The sequence below is a fragment of the Hansschlegelia sp. genome (genome assembly GCF_035538955.1).
Taxonomy (GTDB): Bacteria; Pseudomonadota; Alphaproteobacteria; order Rhizobiales; family Methylopilaceae; genus Methylopila.
Map to the genome: position 1 here is coordinate 53,598 of NZ_DATLJK010000016.1, position 16,490 is coordinate 70,087.

Annotated in this window: 19 protein-coding genes; 11 read left to right on the top strand and 8 right to left on the bottom strand. The window is 68.0% G+C overall.

Features of this window, described 5'->3' with window-relative positions; all coding sequences use genetic code 11:
* Position 1 precedes the first annotated feature (1 nt).
* From glcF to VM780_RS15420, 3 genes are all read left to right on the top strand, one after another.
* Positions 2–1,339 carry a glycolate oxidase subunit GlcF gene (gene glcF, locus VM780_RS15410; protein ID WP_325448912.1) on the top strand — a complete coding sequence of 446 codons (1,338 nt, stop codon included), beginning with the start codon at positions 2–4 and terminating at the stop codon, positions 1,337–1,339.
* A gap of 107 nt (positions 1,340–1,446) precedes the next feature.
* A complete protein-coding gene (locus VM780_RS15415; protein ID WP_325448914.1) occupies positions 1,447–2,139 on the top strand; it encodes a DUF2076 domain-containing protein in 693 nt (230 codons plus the stop codon).
* Positions 2,140–2,230: 91 nt separating this feature from the next.
* Complete coding sequence (locus VM780_RS15420) at positions 2,231–2,410, top strand: hypothetical protein (RefSeq protein ID WP_325448916.1); 180 nt, start codon at positions 2,231–2,233, stop codon at positions 2,408–2,410.
* Between the two features lie 27 nt (positions 2,411–2,437).
* Here VM780_RS15420 and VM780_RS15425 read toward each other — a convergent pair whose 3' ends face one another.
* The 3 genes from VM780_RS15425 to VM780_RS15435 form a co-directional block, all read right to left on the bottom strand.
* Entirely contained in the window at positions 2,438–2,800 is a 363-nt protein-coding gene (locus VM780_RS15425) for a response regulator (protein ID WP_325448918.1), read from the bottom strand.
* A gap of 168 nt (positions 2,801–2,968) precedes the next feature.
* Positions 2,969–3,874, bottom strand: coding sequence for a L,D-transpeptidase (locus VM780_RS15430; protein ID WP_325449146.1), 906 nt, complete (start codon positions 3,872–3,874; stop codon positions 2,969–2,971).
* 152 nt (positions 3,875–4,026) lie between these two features.
* Complete coding sequence (locus tag VM780_RS15435; RefSeq protein ID WP_325448920.1) at positions 4,027–4,389, bottom strand: DUF427 domain-containing protein; 363 nt, start codon at positions 4,387–4,389, stop codon at positions 4,027–4,029.
* Positions 4,390–4,488: 99 nt separating this feature from the next.
* Between VM780_RS15435 and VM780_RS15440 the strand changes: the two genes are divergently transcribed.
* Positions 4,489–4,968, top strand: coding sequence for a GNAT family N-acetyltransferase (locus tag VM780_RS15440; RefSeq protein WP_325448922.1), 480 nt, complete (start codon positions 4,489–4,491; stop codon positions 4,966–4,968).
* 3 nt (positions 4,969–4,971) lie between these two features.
* Here the strand turns inward: VM780_RS15440 and VM780_RS15445 are convergent, their stop codons facing one another.
* Positions 4,972–5,409 carry a MarR family winged helix-turn-helix transcriptional regulator gene (locus tag VM780_RS15445; protein ID WP_325448924.1) on the bottom strand — a complete coding sequence of 146 codons (438 nt, stop codon included), beginning with the start codon at positions 5,407–5,409 and terminating at the stop codon, positions 4,972–4,974.
* A 121-nt stretch (positions 5,410–5,530) separates the two neighbouring features.
* On the opposite strand from VM780_RS15445, the gene VM780_RS15450 reads away from it, so the two are divergent.
* The 4 genes from VM780_RS15450 to VM780_RS15465 all read left to right on the top strand — a co-directional run bounded on the left by VM780_RS15450 (position 5,531) and on the right by VM780_RS15465 (position 10,108).
* Positions 5,531–6,634, top strand: a complete 1,104-nt coding sequence (locus VM780_RS15450) for a hypothetical protein (RefSeq protein ID WP_325448926.1) — start codon at positions 5,531–5,533, stop codon at positions 6,632–6,634.
* A 135-nt stretch (positions 6,635–6,769) separates the two neighbouring features.
* The gene (groES, locus tag VM780_RS15455) at positions 6,770–7,057 is read left to right on the top strand and encodes a co-chaperone GroES (RefSeq protein WP_325448928.1); all 288 of its coding nucleotides are present in this window, start codon (positions 6,770–6,772) and stop codon (positions 7,055–7,057) included.
* Positions 7,058–7,145: 88 nt separating this feature from the next.
* Complete coding sequence (gene groL, locus VM780_RS15460; protein WP_325448930.1) at positions 7,146–8,789, top strand: chaperonin GroEL; 1,644 nt, start codon at positions 7,146–7,148, stop codon at positions 8,787–8,789.
* Positions 8,790–8,866: 77 nt separating this feature from the next.
* A complete protein-coding gene (locus tag VM780_RS15465) occupies positions 8,867–10,108 on the top strand; it encodes a DUF2254 domain-containing protein (RefSeq protein WP_325448932.1) in 1,242 nt (413 codons plus the stop codon).
* Between the two features lie 35 nt (positions 10,109–10,143).
* Here VM780_RS15465 and VM780_RS15470 read toward each other — a convergent pair whose 3' ends face one another.
* Positions 10,144–11,274, bottom strand: coding sequence for a L,D-transpeptidase family protein (locus VM780_RS15470; protein ID WP_325448934.1), 1,131 nt, complete (start codon positions 11,272–11,274; stop codon positions 10,144–10,146).
* A gap of 80 nt (positions 11,275–11,354) precedes the next feature.
* The gene (locus VM780_RS15475; RefSeq protein WP_325448936.1) at positions 11,355–12,062 is read right to left on the bottom strand and encodes a cation transporter; all 708 of its coding nucleotides are present in this window, start codon (positions 12,060–12,062) and stop codon (positions 11,355–11,357) included.
* 67 nt (positions 12,063–12,129) lie between these two features.
* Here VM780_RS15475 and VM780_RS15480 point away from each other — a divergent pair, with 67 nt between their 5' ends.
* The 3 genes from VM780_RS15480 to VM780_RS15490 all read left to right on the top strand — a co-directional run bounded on the left by VM780_RS15480 (position 12,130) and on the right by VM780_RS15490 (position 14,189).
* A complete protein-coding gene (locus VM780_RS15480) occupies positions 12,130–12,534 on the top strand; it encodes a helix-turn-helix domain-containing protein (protein WP_325448937.1) in 405 nt (134 codons plus the stop codon).
* Positions 12,535–12,666: 132 nt separating this feature from the next.
* Positions 12,667–13,218, top strand: a complete 552-nt coding sequence (locus VM780_RS15485) for a hypothetical protein (protein ID WP_325448939.1) — start codon at positions 12,667–12,669, stop codon at positions 13,216–13,218.
* 80 nt (positions 13,219–13,298) lie between these two features.
* Positions 13,299–14,189 carry a dienelactone hydrolase family protein gene (locus VM780_RS15490; RefSeq protein ID WP_325448940.1) on the top strand — a complete coding sequence of 297 codons (891 nt, stop codon included), beginning with the start codon at positions 13,299–13,301 and terminating at the stop codon, positions 14,187–14,189.
* A gap of 160 nt (positions 14,190–14,349) precedes the next feature.
* Here the strand turns inward: VM780_RS15490 and hisG are convergent, their stop codons facing one another.
* Both hisG and VM780_RS15500 read right to left on the bottom strand, forming a co-directional pair.
* Positions 14,350–15,351 carry an ATP phosphoribosyltransferase gene (hisG, locus tag VM780_RS15495; protein WP_325448942.1) on the bottom strand — a complete coding sequence of 334 codons (1,002 nt, stop codon included), beginning with the start codon at positions 15,349–15,351 and terminating at the stop codon, positions 14,350–14,352.
* Positions 15,348–16,421 (bottom strand): ATP phosphoribosyltransferase regulatory subunit, encoded by a 1,074-nt coding sequence (locus VM780_RS15500; RefSeq protein WP_325448944.1) that lies wholly within the window; start codon positions 16,419–16,421, stop codon positions 15,348–15,350. Before VM780_RS15500 ends, hisG begins: the two co-directional genes overlap by 4 nt.
* Positions 16,422–16,490: the final 69 nt, after the last annotated feature.

Genomic DNA, 16,490 nt, shown 5'->3' on the forward strand with positions numbered 1-16,490 from the left:
CATGCAAACCGCTTTCGCCCCAGAACGCCTCGCGGCCGATCCGCAGCTCGCCTCGTCGGAAAAGATCCTGCGCACCTGCGTGCATTGCGGGTTCTGCACGGCGACGTGTCCGACCTATCTGCTGCTGGGCGACGAACTCGACAGTCCGCGGGGCCGCATCTACCTGATCAAGGAGATGCTGGAGGAGAACAAGCCGGCGACGCCCGAGATCGTGAAGCACGTCGACCGCTGCCTCTCGTGCCTGTCCTGCATGACGACCTGTCCGTCCGACGTGCATTACATGCACCTCGTCGACCACGCCCGGGCTTACATCGAGGCGACCTATAAGCGCCCGCTCGCAGACCGCCTGACGCGCCGGCTGCTCGCCTTCGTGCTGCCTTATCCGGGCCGCTTCCGCCTCGCGCTGTTCGGCGCCTGGCTCGCGCGGCCGCTCGAGGGCGTCTTCAGCCGGACGCCCGGCCTGTCGCGGCTCGGCGCAATGCTGCGGCTTGCGCCCGCGAAGCCCCCCGCGGCGCCTGCGAGCCGAGGCCCTGCGACCTTCGCGGTCGCGGGTCCGAGACGCGCGCGGGTCGCCATTCTCCAGGGCTGCGCGCAGCCGGTGCTGGAGCCGTCGATCAACGAGGCCGCGATCCGTTTCCTGACGCGCCACGGCGTGGAGGTCGTGCAGGCGAAGGGGGAGGGCTGCTGCGGCGCCCTCGTCCACCATATGGGCCGCGAGGACCAGGCGCTCGCCCAGGCCCGGCGCAACGTCGACGCCTGGACGCGCGAGATCGAGGCTGGGGGCCTCGACGCCATCGTCATCACCACCTCCGGCTGCGGCACGACGATCAAGGACTACGGCTTCATGCTGCGTGAGGATCCGGCCTACGCCGAGAAGGCCGCGCGCGTGTCGGCGCTCGCCAAGGACATCACGGAGTTCGCCGCGCCCTTCGAGCTGCGTCTTGCGCGCGAGACGGGGCAGGCGGTGACCTATCACTCGGCCTGTTCAATGCAGCACGGTCAGTCGATCCGGGAGGAGCCGAAGGCGCTGCTTCGCGCCGCCGGCTTCAAGGTGAAGGAGCCGGCCGAGGGCCATATCTGTTGCGGCTCCGCCGGCACCTACAACATCATGCAGCCGGAGATCGCAACCAAGCTGCGTGACCGGAAGGTCGCCAACATCGAGCGCACGGCGCCGGAGATCGTCGCCACCGGCAACATAGGCTGCCTGACTCAGATCCGGACCGGGACCGGGATTCCCTGCGTGCACACGGTCGAACTGCTCGACTGGGCGACAGGCGGGCCGCTGCCGGAGCCGCTTCAGGGCCGCTTGGGCGGAATCTCTGCCGGCGAAGCCGCGTAGAGAAATCTTGGCCCCGCGCCACGAAAAGGCCGTGGCGCGCTCCGGATCCAGCCATATCTCCAGTCGAGATTCGCCCTGTTGCGAAGCGCGGAGCTGGAGCCCGGGCAATGAACGCTCACGAACGCAGTCTCATCAGCGGCCTGTTCGACCGCATCCGCAGCGCCGAAGCGGCTTACCGCGACCCGGAGGCCGAAGACTTCATCGCAGAACAGATCCGGCGCCAGCCGCACGCGCCCTATGCGATGGCGCAGACGCTGATCGTGCAGGACCAGTCACTCGAGGCCGCCAGGGCGCGGGTCGAGGAACTGGAGCGTCGGTTGCGTGATGTGGAGGGCGCCGAACGGCCGCAGGCCTCGCCGTGGGGCCCGCGCGCTGGCGAAGCGATGGGCGCGCCGTCATCCTTCGGGTCGAGCGATTACGGCCGGCGGAGCTACGAGCCGGCGCAGCCTTACGGCGCGCAGGGCGCTCAGGGCTATGAAGCGCCCGCCGCTCGCGGCGGAGGGTTCCTGTCGGGCGCGCTGCAGACCGCCGCCGGGGTGGCCGGCGGCGCCTTGCTGTTCGAGGGCGTGCGGTCGCTGTTCGGAGGCGGCGAGGCGCGCGCCAGCGAGCCTTCTCGGCTTGCCGACGCCTCGCCTGGCGATCAGGACACGCCGACTGCGTCGGACGCTGCCAGCCAGGAAGGCGGCTGGTTCTCAGGGCTATTGGACGGCGTGGGAGATCCACAGCGCGGCGGGGCGACCGAAGAGCCGCGACCGGAGGACGCCGACGATCCGATCAGCGACGACGACGACTGGATCTGAATCGGCGAACCGAACCCGGCGCTCGTCGTTGACCTCGGAAGCAGGGGCGAAGTTCCCGCCGAAAGGCGGCCCGAACCAGTGGAGTGCGCCCATGGCCGCTCGGCAAGATCGTGATCTCGAAGAGCTCAGGCGCGAGGGTCGTTCCGACGCCGACCTGCTCGAGCGTTCGCTTGAGGAACATCTGGAGCCTGAAGACGCAGGCTCCGAGGATTCCGGGGTGAGTTCCTTCCTCGACCGGTTCCTGCGCCCGGCGCCTTCACGCGCCGGGTGACAGGACAGACCTTCTTTCAGGCCGAGCTCAGGGGTGCCGGCGAGCGCCGGCGTTCGCCGCCACGAGGCGCTCGATGGTGCGCTGGTCGTAGGGCTTTGAGATGAAGGCCGCGTCGCGCAGCTCGTCCGGAGCATCCTCGGCGTCCGAGCCCGAGACGAAGGCGAACGGCAGGCTGCGATCCTTCAGCGATCGCGCGAACTCGTAGGACTTGCCGTCCACGACGTCGACGTCGAGCAGCGCGAAATCAAAACCGCCCGAGAGCGCCCGGTTCGCCTGAGCGATCGAGCGGCAGGACGTCACGTCCGCGTCGGTCCAGCAGCAGACGATGGTGGCGAGATCCAGGGCGAGGATCGCGTCGTCTTCGAGGATCAGGACACGAAAAGGCGCCATCACAGATACTCCGACACAACTCGACCCCGGCGCCTTAACGTCCGGCCGAGCGCCAAGTTTCATGATCGGAGCGAGGCTGAGAAAAATAAAAAGTGTAATTGAATTTAGGGGTTAGTTAACCCGGAGGAGTCCGGCGCAGGCGCGTCGGACCAAGCCTGCCGGAGGTCGTCAGATCACCTTGACGGTCGTGCCGACGCCGACCCGCTCATAAAGGTCCATGACGTCCTCGTTCGTCATCCGGATGCAGCCGGACGAGACCGCATGCCCGATCGTCCAAGGCTCGTTGGAGCCATGGATACGGTAGAGCGTCTTGCCGAGGTAAAGCGCGCGGGCTCCAAGAGGGTTGTCCGGCCCGCCGGCCATCATCACCGGAAGCTCAGGACGGCGCTGGCGCATCTCCGCGGGCGGACGCCAGTCCGGCCATTCCTTCTTGTCCGAAATCGTTTCGGTGCCCTTCCAGCCGAAGCCTTCCTTGCCGACGCCGACGCCGTAGCGGATGGCCGAGCCGTCATTCTGGATCAGGTACAGATAGCGCGCCTTGGTGTCGATCACGATCGAACCGGCTGGCTCCGAGCCCCGATACGGCACGACCGCACGGGCGAATTTCGGGTCCATCGCCCGGCGGATCGGCTGGTCAGCGCCGGCGGCGGAGGGTGGGCCCGCGAGCCGCGTTCCGCGTCTGACCTCAGGCTCGCGGTCATAGGGATCGTAGCGGGGATCTTCATAGTACCGGTACGTCCGGGCGTCGCGGCCGTAAGGATCAGGCCCGTCATAGACGTCGTACTCGCGCTGGCGCGTTGTCGGAATCCGACGAGGCCGCCCCTCGTAACGGTAGATCCTGTCCTCAGGATCGTCGAACATGTCCTCGACATAGCCGCGCCGGTAAGCGCGCCGCTCCACGCGGCGAATGACGTGGCCGTCCTCGTAATAGCGTTCGACGACCCTCGGCTCTCCCCTCGGCACGTAGTCCGGGGCCGGAATGACCATAGGATCGGCTGACGCGGGCGCGGCGCAGAAGGCGCCGACGCCAAGCGCAATGGCGCCGCAGACGGCGGCGACGGACGCACGGACCAGGATCACCGTGGAACTCCTAGAGAACGACGAACGGGCGGCGGCGAAGCATTTTGGTTCGCCGTCATTTACGCGGGATGAACGATTGCGTTCCTCTCCGCCAGTAAAGTGGCGAAGGTGAGCCGTGTGGAACAAAGGCGCGCGAGCGGTCGAGCTCAGTCGGACTCGACCTCGATGGAGACTCGCTCCGGGTAGAAGGCGAGCCGGCCCCTGATCGCGTCGACCGCAGGGTAGGGGTTCTCGTAGGTCCACACCGCGTCGGGCGCATGCGATATGCCGATCCGCAGGCCAAAATAGCTCGCCTCGCCCTTGTACGGACATGTGGTGCGTTTCGAGCTGGGCTCGAAATACGTCATCTCCGCCTGTTCGCGCGGCATATAGAGCACCGGAAGATAATTCGCCTCGCGCAGTTCGAGCGCATCGCGGGTGACGAGGATTACGGCTCCGCCGAAGCGCACCACGACCCGCCCCGTGACCGGGCTGATCGTGATCGGGTGGGCTGGTCCGGGTTCGCGCATCTCGGACTCCACGAGGGCGTCGCGTCGCCTTGCGGCGTCCGCGCCCCATAACGGAAACGCAGCGGGCGGCGCAACGCGCTTCGGGAGCTTGTACGGGAAATGTCGGAATTCGTGATCCGCGAGGCGACGGACGAAGATGGGCCGGCGCTCGCGCGGCTGATGGACGAAACCGTCAGGGGAGGGCCGTCCGAAGAGGTTTCCGAGCGCCCGGGACTCGATCGTCCTGCGAGTTCGTTCGCCGAACGCGGCGGCCGGCTTTGGCTGGTGTTCTGCGACGGCGAGGTTGTGGGCTCGCTCGGCCTGACGGCTCATGGCCGCCCGAAGGAGTTCGAACTCTCGATGATCTGTCTGACGCCGGAAACCCGCGGACAAGGATTGGCGGCGGCGCTGCTCGCCGGCGCCAACGCCTTCGCGGCCGCCTCGGGCGGCGAACGGCTGTCGCTTTGGATCGATGTGGCGCTTGAGGACGTCCAGCGGTTCTGCGAGCGGCAGGGCTTCATCCGCGAACCGGGCGCCCGGGCCCGACACGATGGAACGGGCGCGCTCGAATGCCGCTTCTCCCGCGCCGTGATCGCGTGAGGGTCAACTCACCGCCTTGCGGAGCTCGCCCAGCCTGCGCCGCGTGACCTGCCAGGAGCCGAAGCCGAGCCGCCCCTCCATCTCGTTCTGCGCGAGCCGCCAAAGCGGCAGCGCGGCGTCGAGCGCGGCGCGGCCTTGCTCGGTAAGCGTCGGCTTGCGTCGCCCGTTGAGGCCCTTCAGGGGCGCCACCAGGCCTTCCTTGCGCAGCAACTGAAGATTGCGGACCAGCGTCGTGCGCTCGATGTCGATCAAATCGGCGAGGTCCGTGATCGAGCTCGCCTCGCCGGCCTCGATGGCGGCGAGCAGGACGAACTGAGTTCCCTTGAGCCCAGAGGGCCGCAGCGCCTCGTCATAGAACCGCGTCACCGCGCGCGCCGCCATCCGCGTGTGCGAGCAGGCGCACATGGTGTGGATATCCACGATCTCGTCGCGAGTCGGCATTGCAGCCACGATCGGCGCTAAACTCAGGGGAATCAAGCGGAGATGCGTAGGGGCGGTTCTGTCGTCCGGCGTCCGCCTCGTGTTATCCGGTCCGCCCGACCGATCTGGAAAGGACGCCTGATTGCAAGACGACTGCTTGGTTCGCGATCGATCTAGGCCTGACGCCGCCGGCGCTTCGGCGGTCCCGCCGCTCGGTTACGGCGCCGCAGCCGATCCGAACTCGACGGCGGATCGCGGAACCGGCGAGCAGCTTCCGTCGATCCCGGACGTCGCCTTGGAGTTCCGGCCGGGCGCGGACCCCCGTGACCTGATCGTCGTCTTCTCCCCGAGCCGTCGGTTCATCCTTTACCGCCACGCATTTCCGAGCGACGCGCTGTACGTCTCGGATCGCAAGGGCTTCTACTATCTTCCGGTCGCGCGGAAGCTCGCGCGCGCGTTGGTCGAGCTGATCGATCGGCGCGGCTATGAGCGCGTGCTGTTCCTCGGGACCAGCAAGGGCGGCTTCGGCGCGCTGCTCCTGACGCGGCTCTGTGCGCGGATGCGGCCGCGCCGCGTTTTCCGCGCGCTCGCCTTCAGCCCGCAGGTGCGGCTTCATCCGCTCAACGTCGATCTTTATTTCCCGAGCTACCGGCGGCTGCGCCGGGTCGCCAGAGCCAAGTTCGCAATGGCGGCGGCGCTGCGCCTGCACGGCGACGTCACCCGGGTCGCCGACGCGTCGAACGTTTACGCCACCGTGGTCTTCGCGACCGAGAACGCGACCGATCTCGCCGAGGCGGACCGGCTTGGCGGGCGCAATCTCCGCAAGATCCGGGTCGCAGGATCGAGCCACGGCTCGATCCTGTATTTCGTGCTGCAAGATCATTCCGAGAGTTACGTGCGCAGCCGCATCGCGCGCATCTATGCGCGGGCGAGGCGTCGCGGGCAGGATCAGGACCAGGACCTTTTCGCCTCAAGGCCAAAAGACCCGGAGCGGTTTCTGCGGGAGATCATGCTGGCCTCGAGCTACCTGCCGTCGCTCGAAGGTCTGCTTGAGCAGGCTTTCGCCGCGGCCCCGAGCAAGCTGTCGCCCGGCGAGCGTCTCGCGGCTTCGCTCCGCCGCCTGAAGCAGATCGCAGGCGGCGCATGGCGCGGTTTCGGGCGCCAGCCCACGACTGATCGCCGAGCGGCGGCCGAACCACCGCCAACCAGGAAAAAATCGGCGGCGGGCCGGATCGCGAAATCTTGACAGGCCACGGCCGCGTTCGTATCTCCACCGCGCGTTAGCACTCGACTCCGAAGAGTGCTAACAGCACGGCGGCCTGCCCGCCGGCGAGATTTTGGAACGCGAAGCAAGCGCGCGCGCTCAAGAGGATTTAGCCCCATGAACTTCCGTCCGCTGCACGACCGCGTGGTCGTCCGCCGTCTGACCGCCGAGGAGAAGAGCAAGGGCGGGATCATCATCCCCGACACCGCCAAGGAGAAGCCGCAGGAAGGCGAAGTCGTCGCCGTGGGTCCCGGGGCCCGTGACGACAGCGGCAAGGTCGTGGCGCTCGACGTCAAGGCCGGCGACAAGATCCTGTTCGGCAAGTGGTCCGGCACCGAAGTCAAGATCGATGGCGAAGAGCTGCTGATCATGAAGGAGTCGGACATCATGGGCGTGATCGCCTGAAGATCCGAGACGATTTGATCCGGCGGGGCCCGAACGGAAGTTCGCGGCGAGCCGGTTTTCTAAAACCAGCTCATAGGAGCAACTGACCATGGCTGCGAAAGACGTACGTTTTTCCGCCGACGCGCGCGAGAAGATGCTGCGCGGCGTCGACATCCTCGCCAATGCGGTGAAGGTCACGCTCGGCCCGAAGGGTCGTAACGTCGTGATCGAGAAGTCCTTCGGCGCGCCGCGCATCACCAAGGACGGCGTCACCGTCGCCAAGGAGATCGAGCTCGAGGACAAGTTCGAGAACATGGGCGCCCAGATGGTGCGCGAAGTGGCCTCGAAGACCAACGACCTCGCCGGCGACGGCACCACGACCGCGACGGTTCTCGCCCAGGCGATCGTCAAGGAAGGCGCCAAGTACGTCACCGCCGGCATGAACCCGATGGACATCAAGCGCGGCGTCGATCTCGCCGTCGCCAAGGTCATCGAGCACCTCAAGGCGTCCTCCAAGAAGATCGCGTCTTCCGAGGAAGTCGCGCAGGTCGGCACCATCTCGGCCAATGGCGAGAAGGAATTTGGCGAGATGATCGCCAACGCCATGCAGAAGGTCGGCAATGAGGGCGTCATCACGGTCGAGGAGGCCAAGAGCCTCGAGACCGAGCTCGAAGTCGTCGAAGGCATGCAGTTCGACCGCGGCTACCTCTCGCCGTACTTCATCACCAACGCCGAGAAGATGATCGCGGACCTCGAGGACCCCTACATCCTCATCCACGAGAAGAAGCTCTCCGGCCTGCAGGCGATCCTCCCCGTTCTCGAGGCGGTCGTGCAGTCGGGCAAGCCGCTCGTCATCATCGCCGAGGACATCGAGGGCGAGGCGCTCGCCACGCTCGTCGTCAACAAGCTCCGTGGCGGCCTCAAGGTCGCGGCCGTCAAGGCTCCGGGCTTTGGCGATCGCCGCAAGGCGATGCTCGAGGACATCGCGATCCTGACCAACGGCCAGGTGATCTCCGAAGACCTCGGCATCAAGCTCGAGAACGTGACACTCGACATGCTCGGCCGCGCCAAGAAGGTGACGCTCGAGAAGGAGAAGACCACGATCGTCGACGGCGCCGGCGACAAGGAGGCCATCGAAGGCCGCGTCGCGCAGATCAAGGCGCAGATCGAGGAGACCACCTCGGACTACGACCGTGAGAAGCTCCAGGAGCGTCTCGCCAAGCTCGCAGGCGGCGTCGCGGTGATCCGCGTCGGCGGCGCGACCGAGGTCGAGGTCAAGGAGAAGAAGGACCGCATCGACGACGCCCTCAACGCCACCCGCGCGGCGGTCGAGGAAGGCATCGTTCCCGGCGGCGGCGTCGCTCTGCTGCGCGCCAAGAAGGCCATCGACGGCACCAAGCATGAGAACCCGGACATCCAGGCCGGCTTCAACATCGTGCTGAAGGCGCTCGAGGCTCCGATCCGCCAGATCGCCGCGAACTCGGGCGTCGAGGGCTCGATCGTGGTCGGCAAGCTGCTCGAGAACAGCTCCCCCACCTCGGGCTTCAACGCCCAGACGGAGGAGTATGTGGACATGATCGAGGCCGGCATCGTCGACCCGACCAAGGTGGTCCGCACGGCTCTCCAGGACGCGGCTTCGGTCGCCTCGCTTCTCATCACCACGGAAGCGATGGTCGCCGACCTGCCGAAGAAGGAAACCGGCGGCGCCGGCGGCGGCATGCCGGGCGGCGGCATGGGCGGCATGGACTTCTGATCCAGCCGAACCAGTTCTTGAACGAAGAGGGCCCCGGAGCGATCCGGGGCTCTTTTTTTGGGATCTGGGAGAAGGTGATGACGTCGCGGTGGCTCTGGCTTCTGTCGCGGCTTGGCCGCCGCATCTGGTTCCGCGCCAGCCTGTTCTCGCTCGCAGCCGTCCTGACGGCTCTGCTCGCCATCGTCATCGCGCCGCTTATCCCCATGGACGTTCCAGCCAAGGTTGGCGCTGACTCGGTCGACAACATTCTCGGCATCATCGCGTCGAGCATGCTGGCGGTGACGACGTTCTCTCTCAACGTCATGGTCTCGGCCTACTCCGCCGCCACCACCAACGTCACGCCGCGGGCCACCCGGCTTGTGATGGAGGACTCCACCACCCAGAACGTGCTGGCGACCTTTCTCGGCTCTTTTCTGTTCAGTCTGGTGGGGATCGTGGCGCTGAGCACAGGCGCCTATGGCGACCAAGGGCGTGTGGTGCTGCTCGGCGTCACCATCGTGATCATCGTGCTGATCGTGGTCACTCTGTTGCGCTGGATTGACCATCTATCGAAGCTGGGCCGGGTCACGGAGACGACTGCCCGGGTGGAGGAGGTCGCAGCCACAGCCATGCGCGACCGCCAGCGGCGTCCCTATCTCGGCGGCGTGCGGCTCGACTCCCAGCGCATCGTCCCGACAGACGCGCGCCCGATCGCGGTCGACCGGATCGGTTATGTGCAGCATGTCGACGTCGGCGAACTTTCCTCTCTGGCCGAAGCCGTCGAGGGGAGGATCTACCTCGGCGCGATCCCGGGGATGTTCGCCGAGCCAGCGCGACCCTTGGCGTGGACGGTAGGATTGAGCCAGGAGAACGATGAAGCGGTCCGCCGCTGCTTCAGCGTCGGCGACACGCGCTCATTCGATCAGGATCCTCGCTTCGGGCTCTGCGTCCTTTCCGAGATCGCCTCGCGCGCGCTTTCGCCGGGCATCAACGATCCCGGCACCGCAATCGACGTCATCGGGCGGGCGGTGCGGGTGCTGGCTCTGTGGTCAAGCCCCGAGGCGAAGCCAGAGATCGCGTATCCGCGCGTGTTCGTGCCTGGGATAGAACCCGACGATCTGTTCTCCGACGTGTTCCAGCCGCTGGGCCGCGACGGCGCAGGCCTCGTCGAGGTCGGGCTCCGGCTGCAGAAGGCGCTTCATACGCTCGCACGCCTGGGCGACGGACGTTACGCGGCCCCCGCCCGGCGGCAATCGGCGCTTGCGCTCGCCCGCGCCGAGGCGGCGCTCGTGATCGAGGACGACGTCCGTCAGCTGCGTGAGGCGGCGGCGCGGGTGTGACGCGCCGGCGCCTCGTTCCTTTCAGGCGCCGACGGTCACCTGAACTCCACCACTGTCTTGTTCGGCTCGACCAGCCCGCCCAGCGTCTCGGCGTCCCAGTTCGTCAGGCGGACGCAGCCGTGGCTTTCCGTCTTGCCGATTTTTGACGGTTCCGGGGTTCCGTGGATGCCGTAGGTCGGCTTGTCGAGGTCGATCCACATGCTGCCGACCGGTCCGTTGGGACCGGGCTTCAAGGTAAGCTTCCGCTTGTTCTTGCCTTGCTGAAAGTTCTTCTTCGGATCGTACTTGTAGACCGGGTTCAGATAGGGCTTTGTGACCTTGACGGTTCCGCTCGGCGACGGCGTGTCCCCCGAGCCGACCGTCGCCGGCGCGGCGAACACCAGGTCGCCGTCCTTATCGAGGGCGCGGAGCTCGTTCTCGCCCTTGTTGACCAGAATGCGCAGCACGCGGCGATCCGGCGGCGGACCGTCTCCGGTCGCCGGCGCCAGGATTTTCGAACCCGCCTTGTCGAAGTCCGTTCCTGGGTTGAGGCGACGCATCAGTCCCTCGTCGAGGTGGAAGCGCTCGGCGAGCATCTCGGCGGCGTCGCGGAAGCCGATCCACTTCATCCGAGCGAGCTTGGCGTAGTCGGTCGGCAGCGGCTTGCCGACATAGCGGCCGTCCTCGTCCTCCGGCGTGATCTCATAGATCTGCGTCGCCTTGCCCTGATCCTCGGACAGCTTGGCCCAAGCCTCCGCGTCGAGCTGATCGCCGGCCGGCAGCCCGCGCATCTCGCGGAAGGCGCGGACGGCGCGCCGCATGTTGTCGCCGTAGCGGCCGTCGATTGCGCCTGGCGAGGCGTGCGCGCGGTCGAGCAGGATCTGCGCGCGGATCAGGAACGGATCCGGCGCGTCGTCCGGCTTGGGCAGGGCGGCGAGCTTCTGTTGCGCCGCTTTGCGGTCGCGCTTTCGCTTCGCCTTGGCGACGGCCTCTTCGGCGGCCTTGCGATCCGCGTCCGCCGTCCCGCGGGCCTCGTCGCGAGCGCGCCAGCCATCGAAGTCGGCGGCGTCGATTGTCTGCTCGGTGAGCTCAGGCGGCGCCGGGGGGCGCGGCCGTTCAGGCGCCGCCAGAGCGCCTGCGCACCAGAGAACCGTGGCGACCACGCCGCCCAAAACCTTGATCTTCATGCCATACGCCTCGCCGAGCCCCACGCTCAAACGTCCGAGGCGCGCGTAGGGCCCGCCCGGGGCGGGCTCGGGCAGGAGTTTCAGCCGTGGGCGGCGCGGTGGCCCAGATGGCGAGGCGCGCGCCACTCGGCCCAGGCCTGACGCAGGATCTGAACGGACGAAGACAGAAACACCCCGGCCATCAGGGCCGCGACTGCGATGTCGGGCCAGGGCGTCTGCGATCCCCACACGCCGAGAGCTGCGAGCATCACCACCACATTGCCGATCGCGTCGTTGCGCGAGCACAGCCAGACGGACCGCACATTGGCGTCGCCGTCCTTGTAGCGGGCGAGCAGCAGCACGGATGCAAGGTTTGCGGCGAGCGCCAGCGCGCCGATCACGCCCATGGTCTCGGCGTTGGGCAGACCCAGCGCGAAGGTGCGGTAGACGGTCGAGCCGAACACCCAGCCGGCCATCAGGCTGAGCGAAGCGCCCTTGAGAAGCGCCGCGCCCGCTCTGGCCCGCAGGCTCGCGCCGATCACGGCGAGGCTGAGGCCGTAGGTGATCGTATCGGCGAGGAAGTCGAGCGCATCCGCCTTGAGCGCCTGCGATCCGGCGAGTTGGCCGGCCGCCATTTCGGTCACGAACATCGCGCCGTTCAGCCCGATGACGACCCACAGGATCCGCTTGTAGCGCGCGTCCATGCCGTCGAACGCCGGGACGCCGCCGGAGCAGCAGCCGGCCTCGCCATGCGCGCGAGGGGCGGCCGTCGGTTGGTAGCGCAGGGCGCGGCAGCACGGATCAGACATCGCCGATCATCCTTTCCAGCATTCGCCTCAGGGCTTACAACTTCAAGCCACTAGAGGTTCAAGCCCCATGAGCGACTTTTCAATCGGTGAGGCTGCGGCCCGCACGGGCGTTAAGGCGGCGACCATCCGCTACTATGAGCAGATCGGCCTGGTTGCGCCGCCTGCCCGCACCGAGGGCAAGCAGCGGCGTTACGGTCGAGACGATCTCTCGCGCCTCAACTTCATCCGCCATGCACGCGCGCTCGGCTTCGAGCTGGACGCGATCCGGGATCTTCTGGCGCTCAGCGCGGAACCGGATCGGCCTTGCGTGGACGCCGACGGAATCGCCCTCAGGCGGCTCGCGGAGGTCGACGGCCGCATCGCGCAGCTCACCGCGCTCCGGGCGGAGCTGAAGCGCATGGTGGAAGGCTGCGGGCATGGCCGGGTGGGCGATTGCCGCGTGATCGAGACGCTCGGAGCCCCGATCGCCTGAGCGCCGGCGCCCGGCGGTGTTTAGCTTAATTGATGCATTTCCTCCTTTTCGCCGCGCGCGCAGGCTATGCCGAGCTTCGACGGCGGGCCGGCGCCCCGCCGAACCACAACTGCCGGCGCTAAAGGGTTGCGGATGAGCGTGAGGGCCGTGGTCTGTGTTCTCGCCGTGGCGTTCACGCTGAGCGGGGCTTTCGCGGCAGAGCCGCTGCGCGACGACGCCACCGGCCTCGCGGTGCTTCCGCCCGACGGCTACAAGGCCGAACGCGCCGAGGGCGACGCGCGTTACGCCGTCGTGTTCGCGGTGCAGAAGGCGGATGAGGCCGAGACCGGCTGCAAGATCGCCTTCCAGGCGGCTCCGCAGAACGCCGGTCTCACCCAGCCCGAGATCAACGCTTTCACGCAGAAGAAGGAGTGGACGGAGCTCATCCGCGCCACGCTTTCGCTGCGCTACGACGTGGCGAGCGTGATGCCCTTCGAACAGGGCGGCCTCGCGGGCGCCGCCGTGGTAGCCGACTTCAAGGCCACTGAGGGCGAACCCAAGACGGCGGAGCTCCGCTCCTACCTCGTGCTGATCGACACGCCGAAGGGCCGCACCACCGTCGTCTGCGTCGGCGACAAAGCGGGCTTCGACGCCCGCAAGCCGGAATTCGAGGCGATCGCCCGCGCAGTGTCTCCGCCGCGATGAACTGTGCGTGAGCATCGCCTAAGGGCGGTCGCGGGATATACGGTCGCCGGACCGCGCCTGTCTGCGGCTGGGAACCCCTTATGACCGATCGTCCTGCGCAACGCCTCGTCGCCCTCTACGACCGCTACACCCATGGCGAGATGGGCCGCCGCGCCTTCTTCGAGAGGCTCGTCGGGCTGGTGGGTTCGGTCGGCGCTGCGAACGTGGCGCTCGCGGCGCTGTCGAACGACTACGCCCGCGCCGCGCTCGTCGCGCCCGACGACCGGCGAATCGTCACCGCGATGGCGGCCTTCGAAACCCCGGACGGCCCCTATTCGGGTCTCCTCGCGCACCCGATCGGCGACGCCAGGCGGCCGGGCGTGATCGTGATCCACGAGAATCGCGGCTTGAACCCGCATATCGAGGACGTGACGCGCCGGTTAGCGGTCTCGGGGTTCCTCGCTTTCGGGATCGACCTGCTGTCCCCGGTCGGCGGCACCCCGCCGGACGAGGACAAGGCGCGGGAGCTGATCGGCGCGCTTGATCTCAAGAAGGCGACGGACGCTCTCGTGGCGGCCGTGTCGTTTCTCGCCAAGCGTCAGGAGAGCAACGGGGCCGTGGGCGCCGTAGGTTTCTGCTGGGGCGGCGGCATGGCCAACAGGCTCGCTGTCGCCTCCTCGGATCTGAAGGCCGCCGTGGCCTATTACGGGCAGCCTCTTGATCCCGACGAGGCGGCTGAGGTGAAGGCGCCGCTGCTGCTGCACTACGCAGGGCTCGACGAGCGCATCAACGCAGGCGTGCCGGCTTTCGAAAGGGCGCTGAAGGACGCCGACAAGGAGTACCAGCTGTTCATCTATGAGGGCGCGAACCACGCCTTCAATAACGACACGAATCCCGCGCGCTACGATCGCAAGGCGGCGGCGCTCGCCTGGGACCGTACGATCGCGTTTCTGGAGCGCAGGCTCGGGGCTGCAGTGCCGCCTCTGCGCTGATCAAAGTTTTTTTTCGTCGCCCCGGAACTGCCGCGTTGATGGGCCGTTCTAGGCTCGGAAGCTCGCAACGAGCTTTTGACAAAGCCGGCCAGCCCCCCCGACTGGTCGACTTCATGAGGCGGAACCGCTACCCCCCGAGGCGGTTCCGCCTTTTCCTTTTTCAGCCCCCGAGCGCGCCGAACAGATCCTCGACCAGAGCGGGCGAAGATTCGAACACGTCCTCGAGGGTCGAAACCGTGACGGCTCCCGCGCCCGCCGCGGAGAGCGCCTCGACCAGATCGAAGACCGACCGTTTCGGCGCGTGCAGTACGAGCGGCGTCCCGGGCGCCGGCGGGCCGAACGGCGCGCGCGCGTCGAACCGAGCGCCGAGGTCGACGATCAGCCGCTCGACGCGGCCATCGATCACGGCCCTGATCTCGCGAACGCTGCGGGCCCGAACCTCGGCCGCGATCCTGGTCAGGATCGTGCGCGCGGCGCTCCGGGCGGCAGGGCTCCACTCCGCCGCGAGGCTCGCCACGAGCTGCGCCTGGCTGCGCAGGATCACTCCGTCGTCCAGAACCCTGAGGCCGTTCGCCGCGAGCGTCGCGCCGGTGGTCGTGATGTCGACGATCACGTCGGCGGAGCCCGCCGCCGGCGCGCCTTCCGTGGCCCCGACGCTCTCGACGATCCGATAGTTTGAAACCCCCGGGCCGTTGCGCCCCTCGCCGGTCTTCTTCCAGGCGAAGAAGCCGCGGGTGAGGTTGACGTATTTGGTCGCGACCCGCAGTCGGCGGCCGTGCCGTCGGCGCATGTCCTCGGCGACGTCATCCAGATCGGACATCGTGCTGACGTCGATCCACGCCTTCGGCGCGGCCACCACCACATTGGCGTAGCCGAAGCCGAGCGGCTGCAGCAGCTTCACCCGAAGGTCGGCGTCCGGGATCGTCTCGCGGACGAGGTCCTCGCCGGTCACGCCGAGATGGACCGCGCCGCTCGCGAGTTGGCCGGCGATGTCGGAGGCCGACAGATAGGCGATCTCAACATCGGGCACGTCTGCGATCGCGCCGCGGTAGTCGCGCGATCCGCCGGCCTGCACGAAGGTCAGCCCGGCGCGCGCGAAGAACGCCTGCACGTTCTCCTGCAGGCGGCCCTTCGAGGGAATGGCGAGGACCAGCCCGCTCATCGCGATGTCTCCTCGAAGCGGTCAGGCCAGAGCGCGAAGCCGACGCCAGGCGCAGGCTGCTCGGCGCCGAGCGCCTTGAGCAGCCCGTCATAGCGGCCGCCGCCGCCGAGCGCCTCGCCGCCGTCGGGCCGGGCGAGCTCGAACACGAGGCCGTCGTAATAGTCGAAACCTTGGCCGGTCCCGGCGGAGAACCGCATGGCGTCGACTGGCAGCCCGGCGGCGGCGAATGCGGCGATCCGCTGGTCGAAGGCGTCCGCGGCTTCGCTCGCGCCGAGAAGCGCGCGGATGCGCGCGCTCGCCTGCGGCGCGGGAGCGTCGATTGCGAGAAACGTCTTGAGCGCCTGGCGCTGCGCAGGCGAGACGACAGCCGAGCGCGCCGCGGAGCGCTCGATGAAGCGTTCCGCGATCTCCGCGGGGGTGCGGCCGGCCACCGTCGTGATTCCGGCGAGGGACAGCACGTCCTCGATCACGCCGCGCGCGGTCTCCGGCCCGGCGGCCTCGAGCGCCGCGAACAGGCCGGCGTGCTCGGCGTCGCCCTTCGCCTTGCTGGCGAGACAGTCGAGCGAGCCGCCGAAGGCGATCTCGCGCTTGATCCGCCGCCGGAGCGAAGCCGGCGCGTCGACCGCGTTGACCGCCGCCTCCACGAGCGCGCGGTCGCCCAGCCTGATCTCCGGCGTGCGCAGCCCAAGCGTCGCCGCCGCCTCCAGCGCAAGGCCGAGCACCTCGGTCTCGGCCGCCAGACGGTCGGGCCGGCCGAAGCTCTCGACGCCGATCTGCGCCACCTCGCCGCCATTGGCGCCGTGCCGGAACACCGGTCCCGCGTAGGAATAAGAGGCGGCCCTGCCGGCCTCGCCGCGCGCGAGGTGCAGCAGCGCGGTGGGGATCGTGAAGTCCGGCCTGAGACAGAGCTCGCGGCCCGCGGCGTCGAACGTGAGGAACATGCGCTGGCGCAGTTCCTCGCCCATGACGTCGAGGAACGGTTCCGCCGGCTGAAGAACCGGCAGGTCGACGCGCGCGAAGCCTGCGGCTTCGAACCGGTCGATCAGGGCTTGGGGCAGGGGACGCGACATCGATCTGGAAGGCCGGAGGTCAAGATTTCACGGCGCGTCTAGCAGCCGGGCCGGCCGGACGCGACTTTT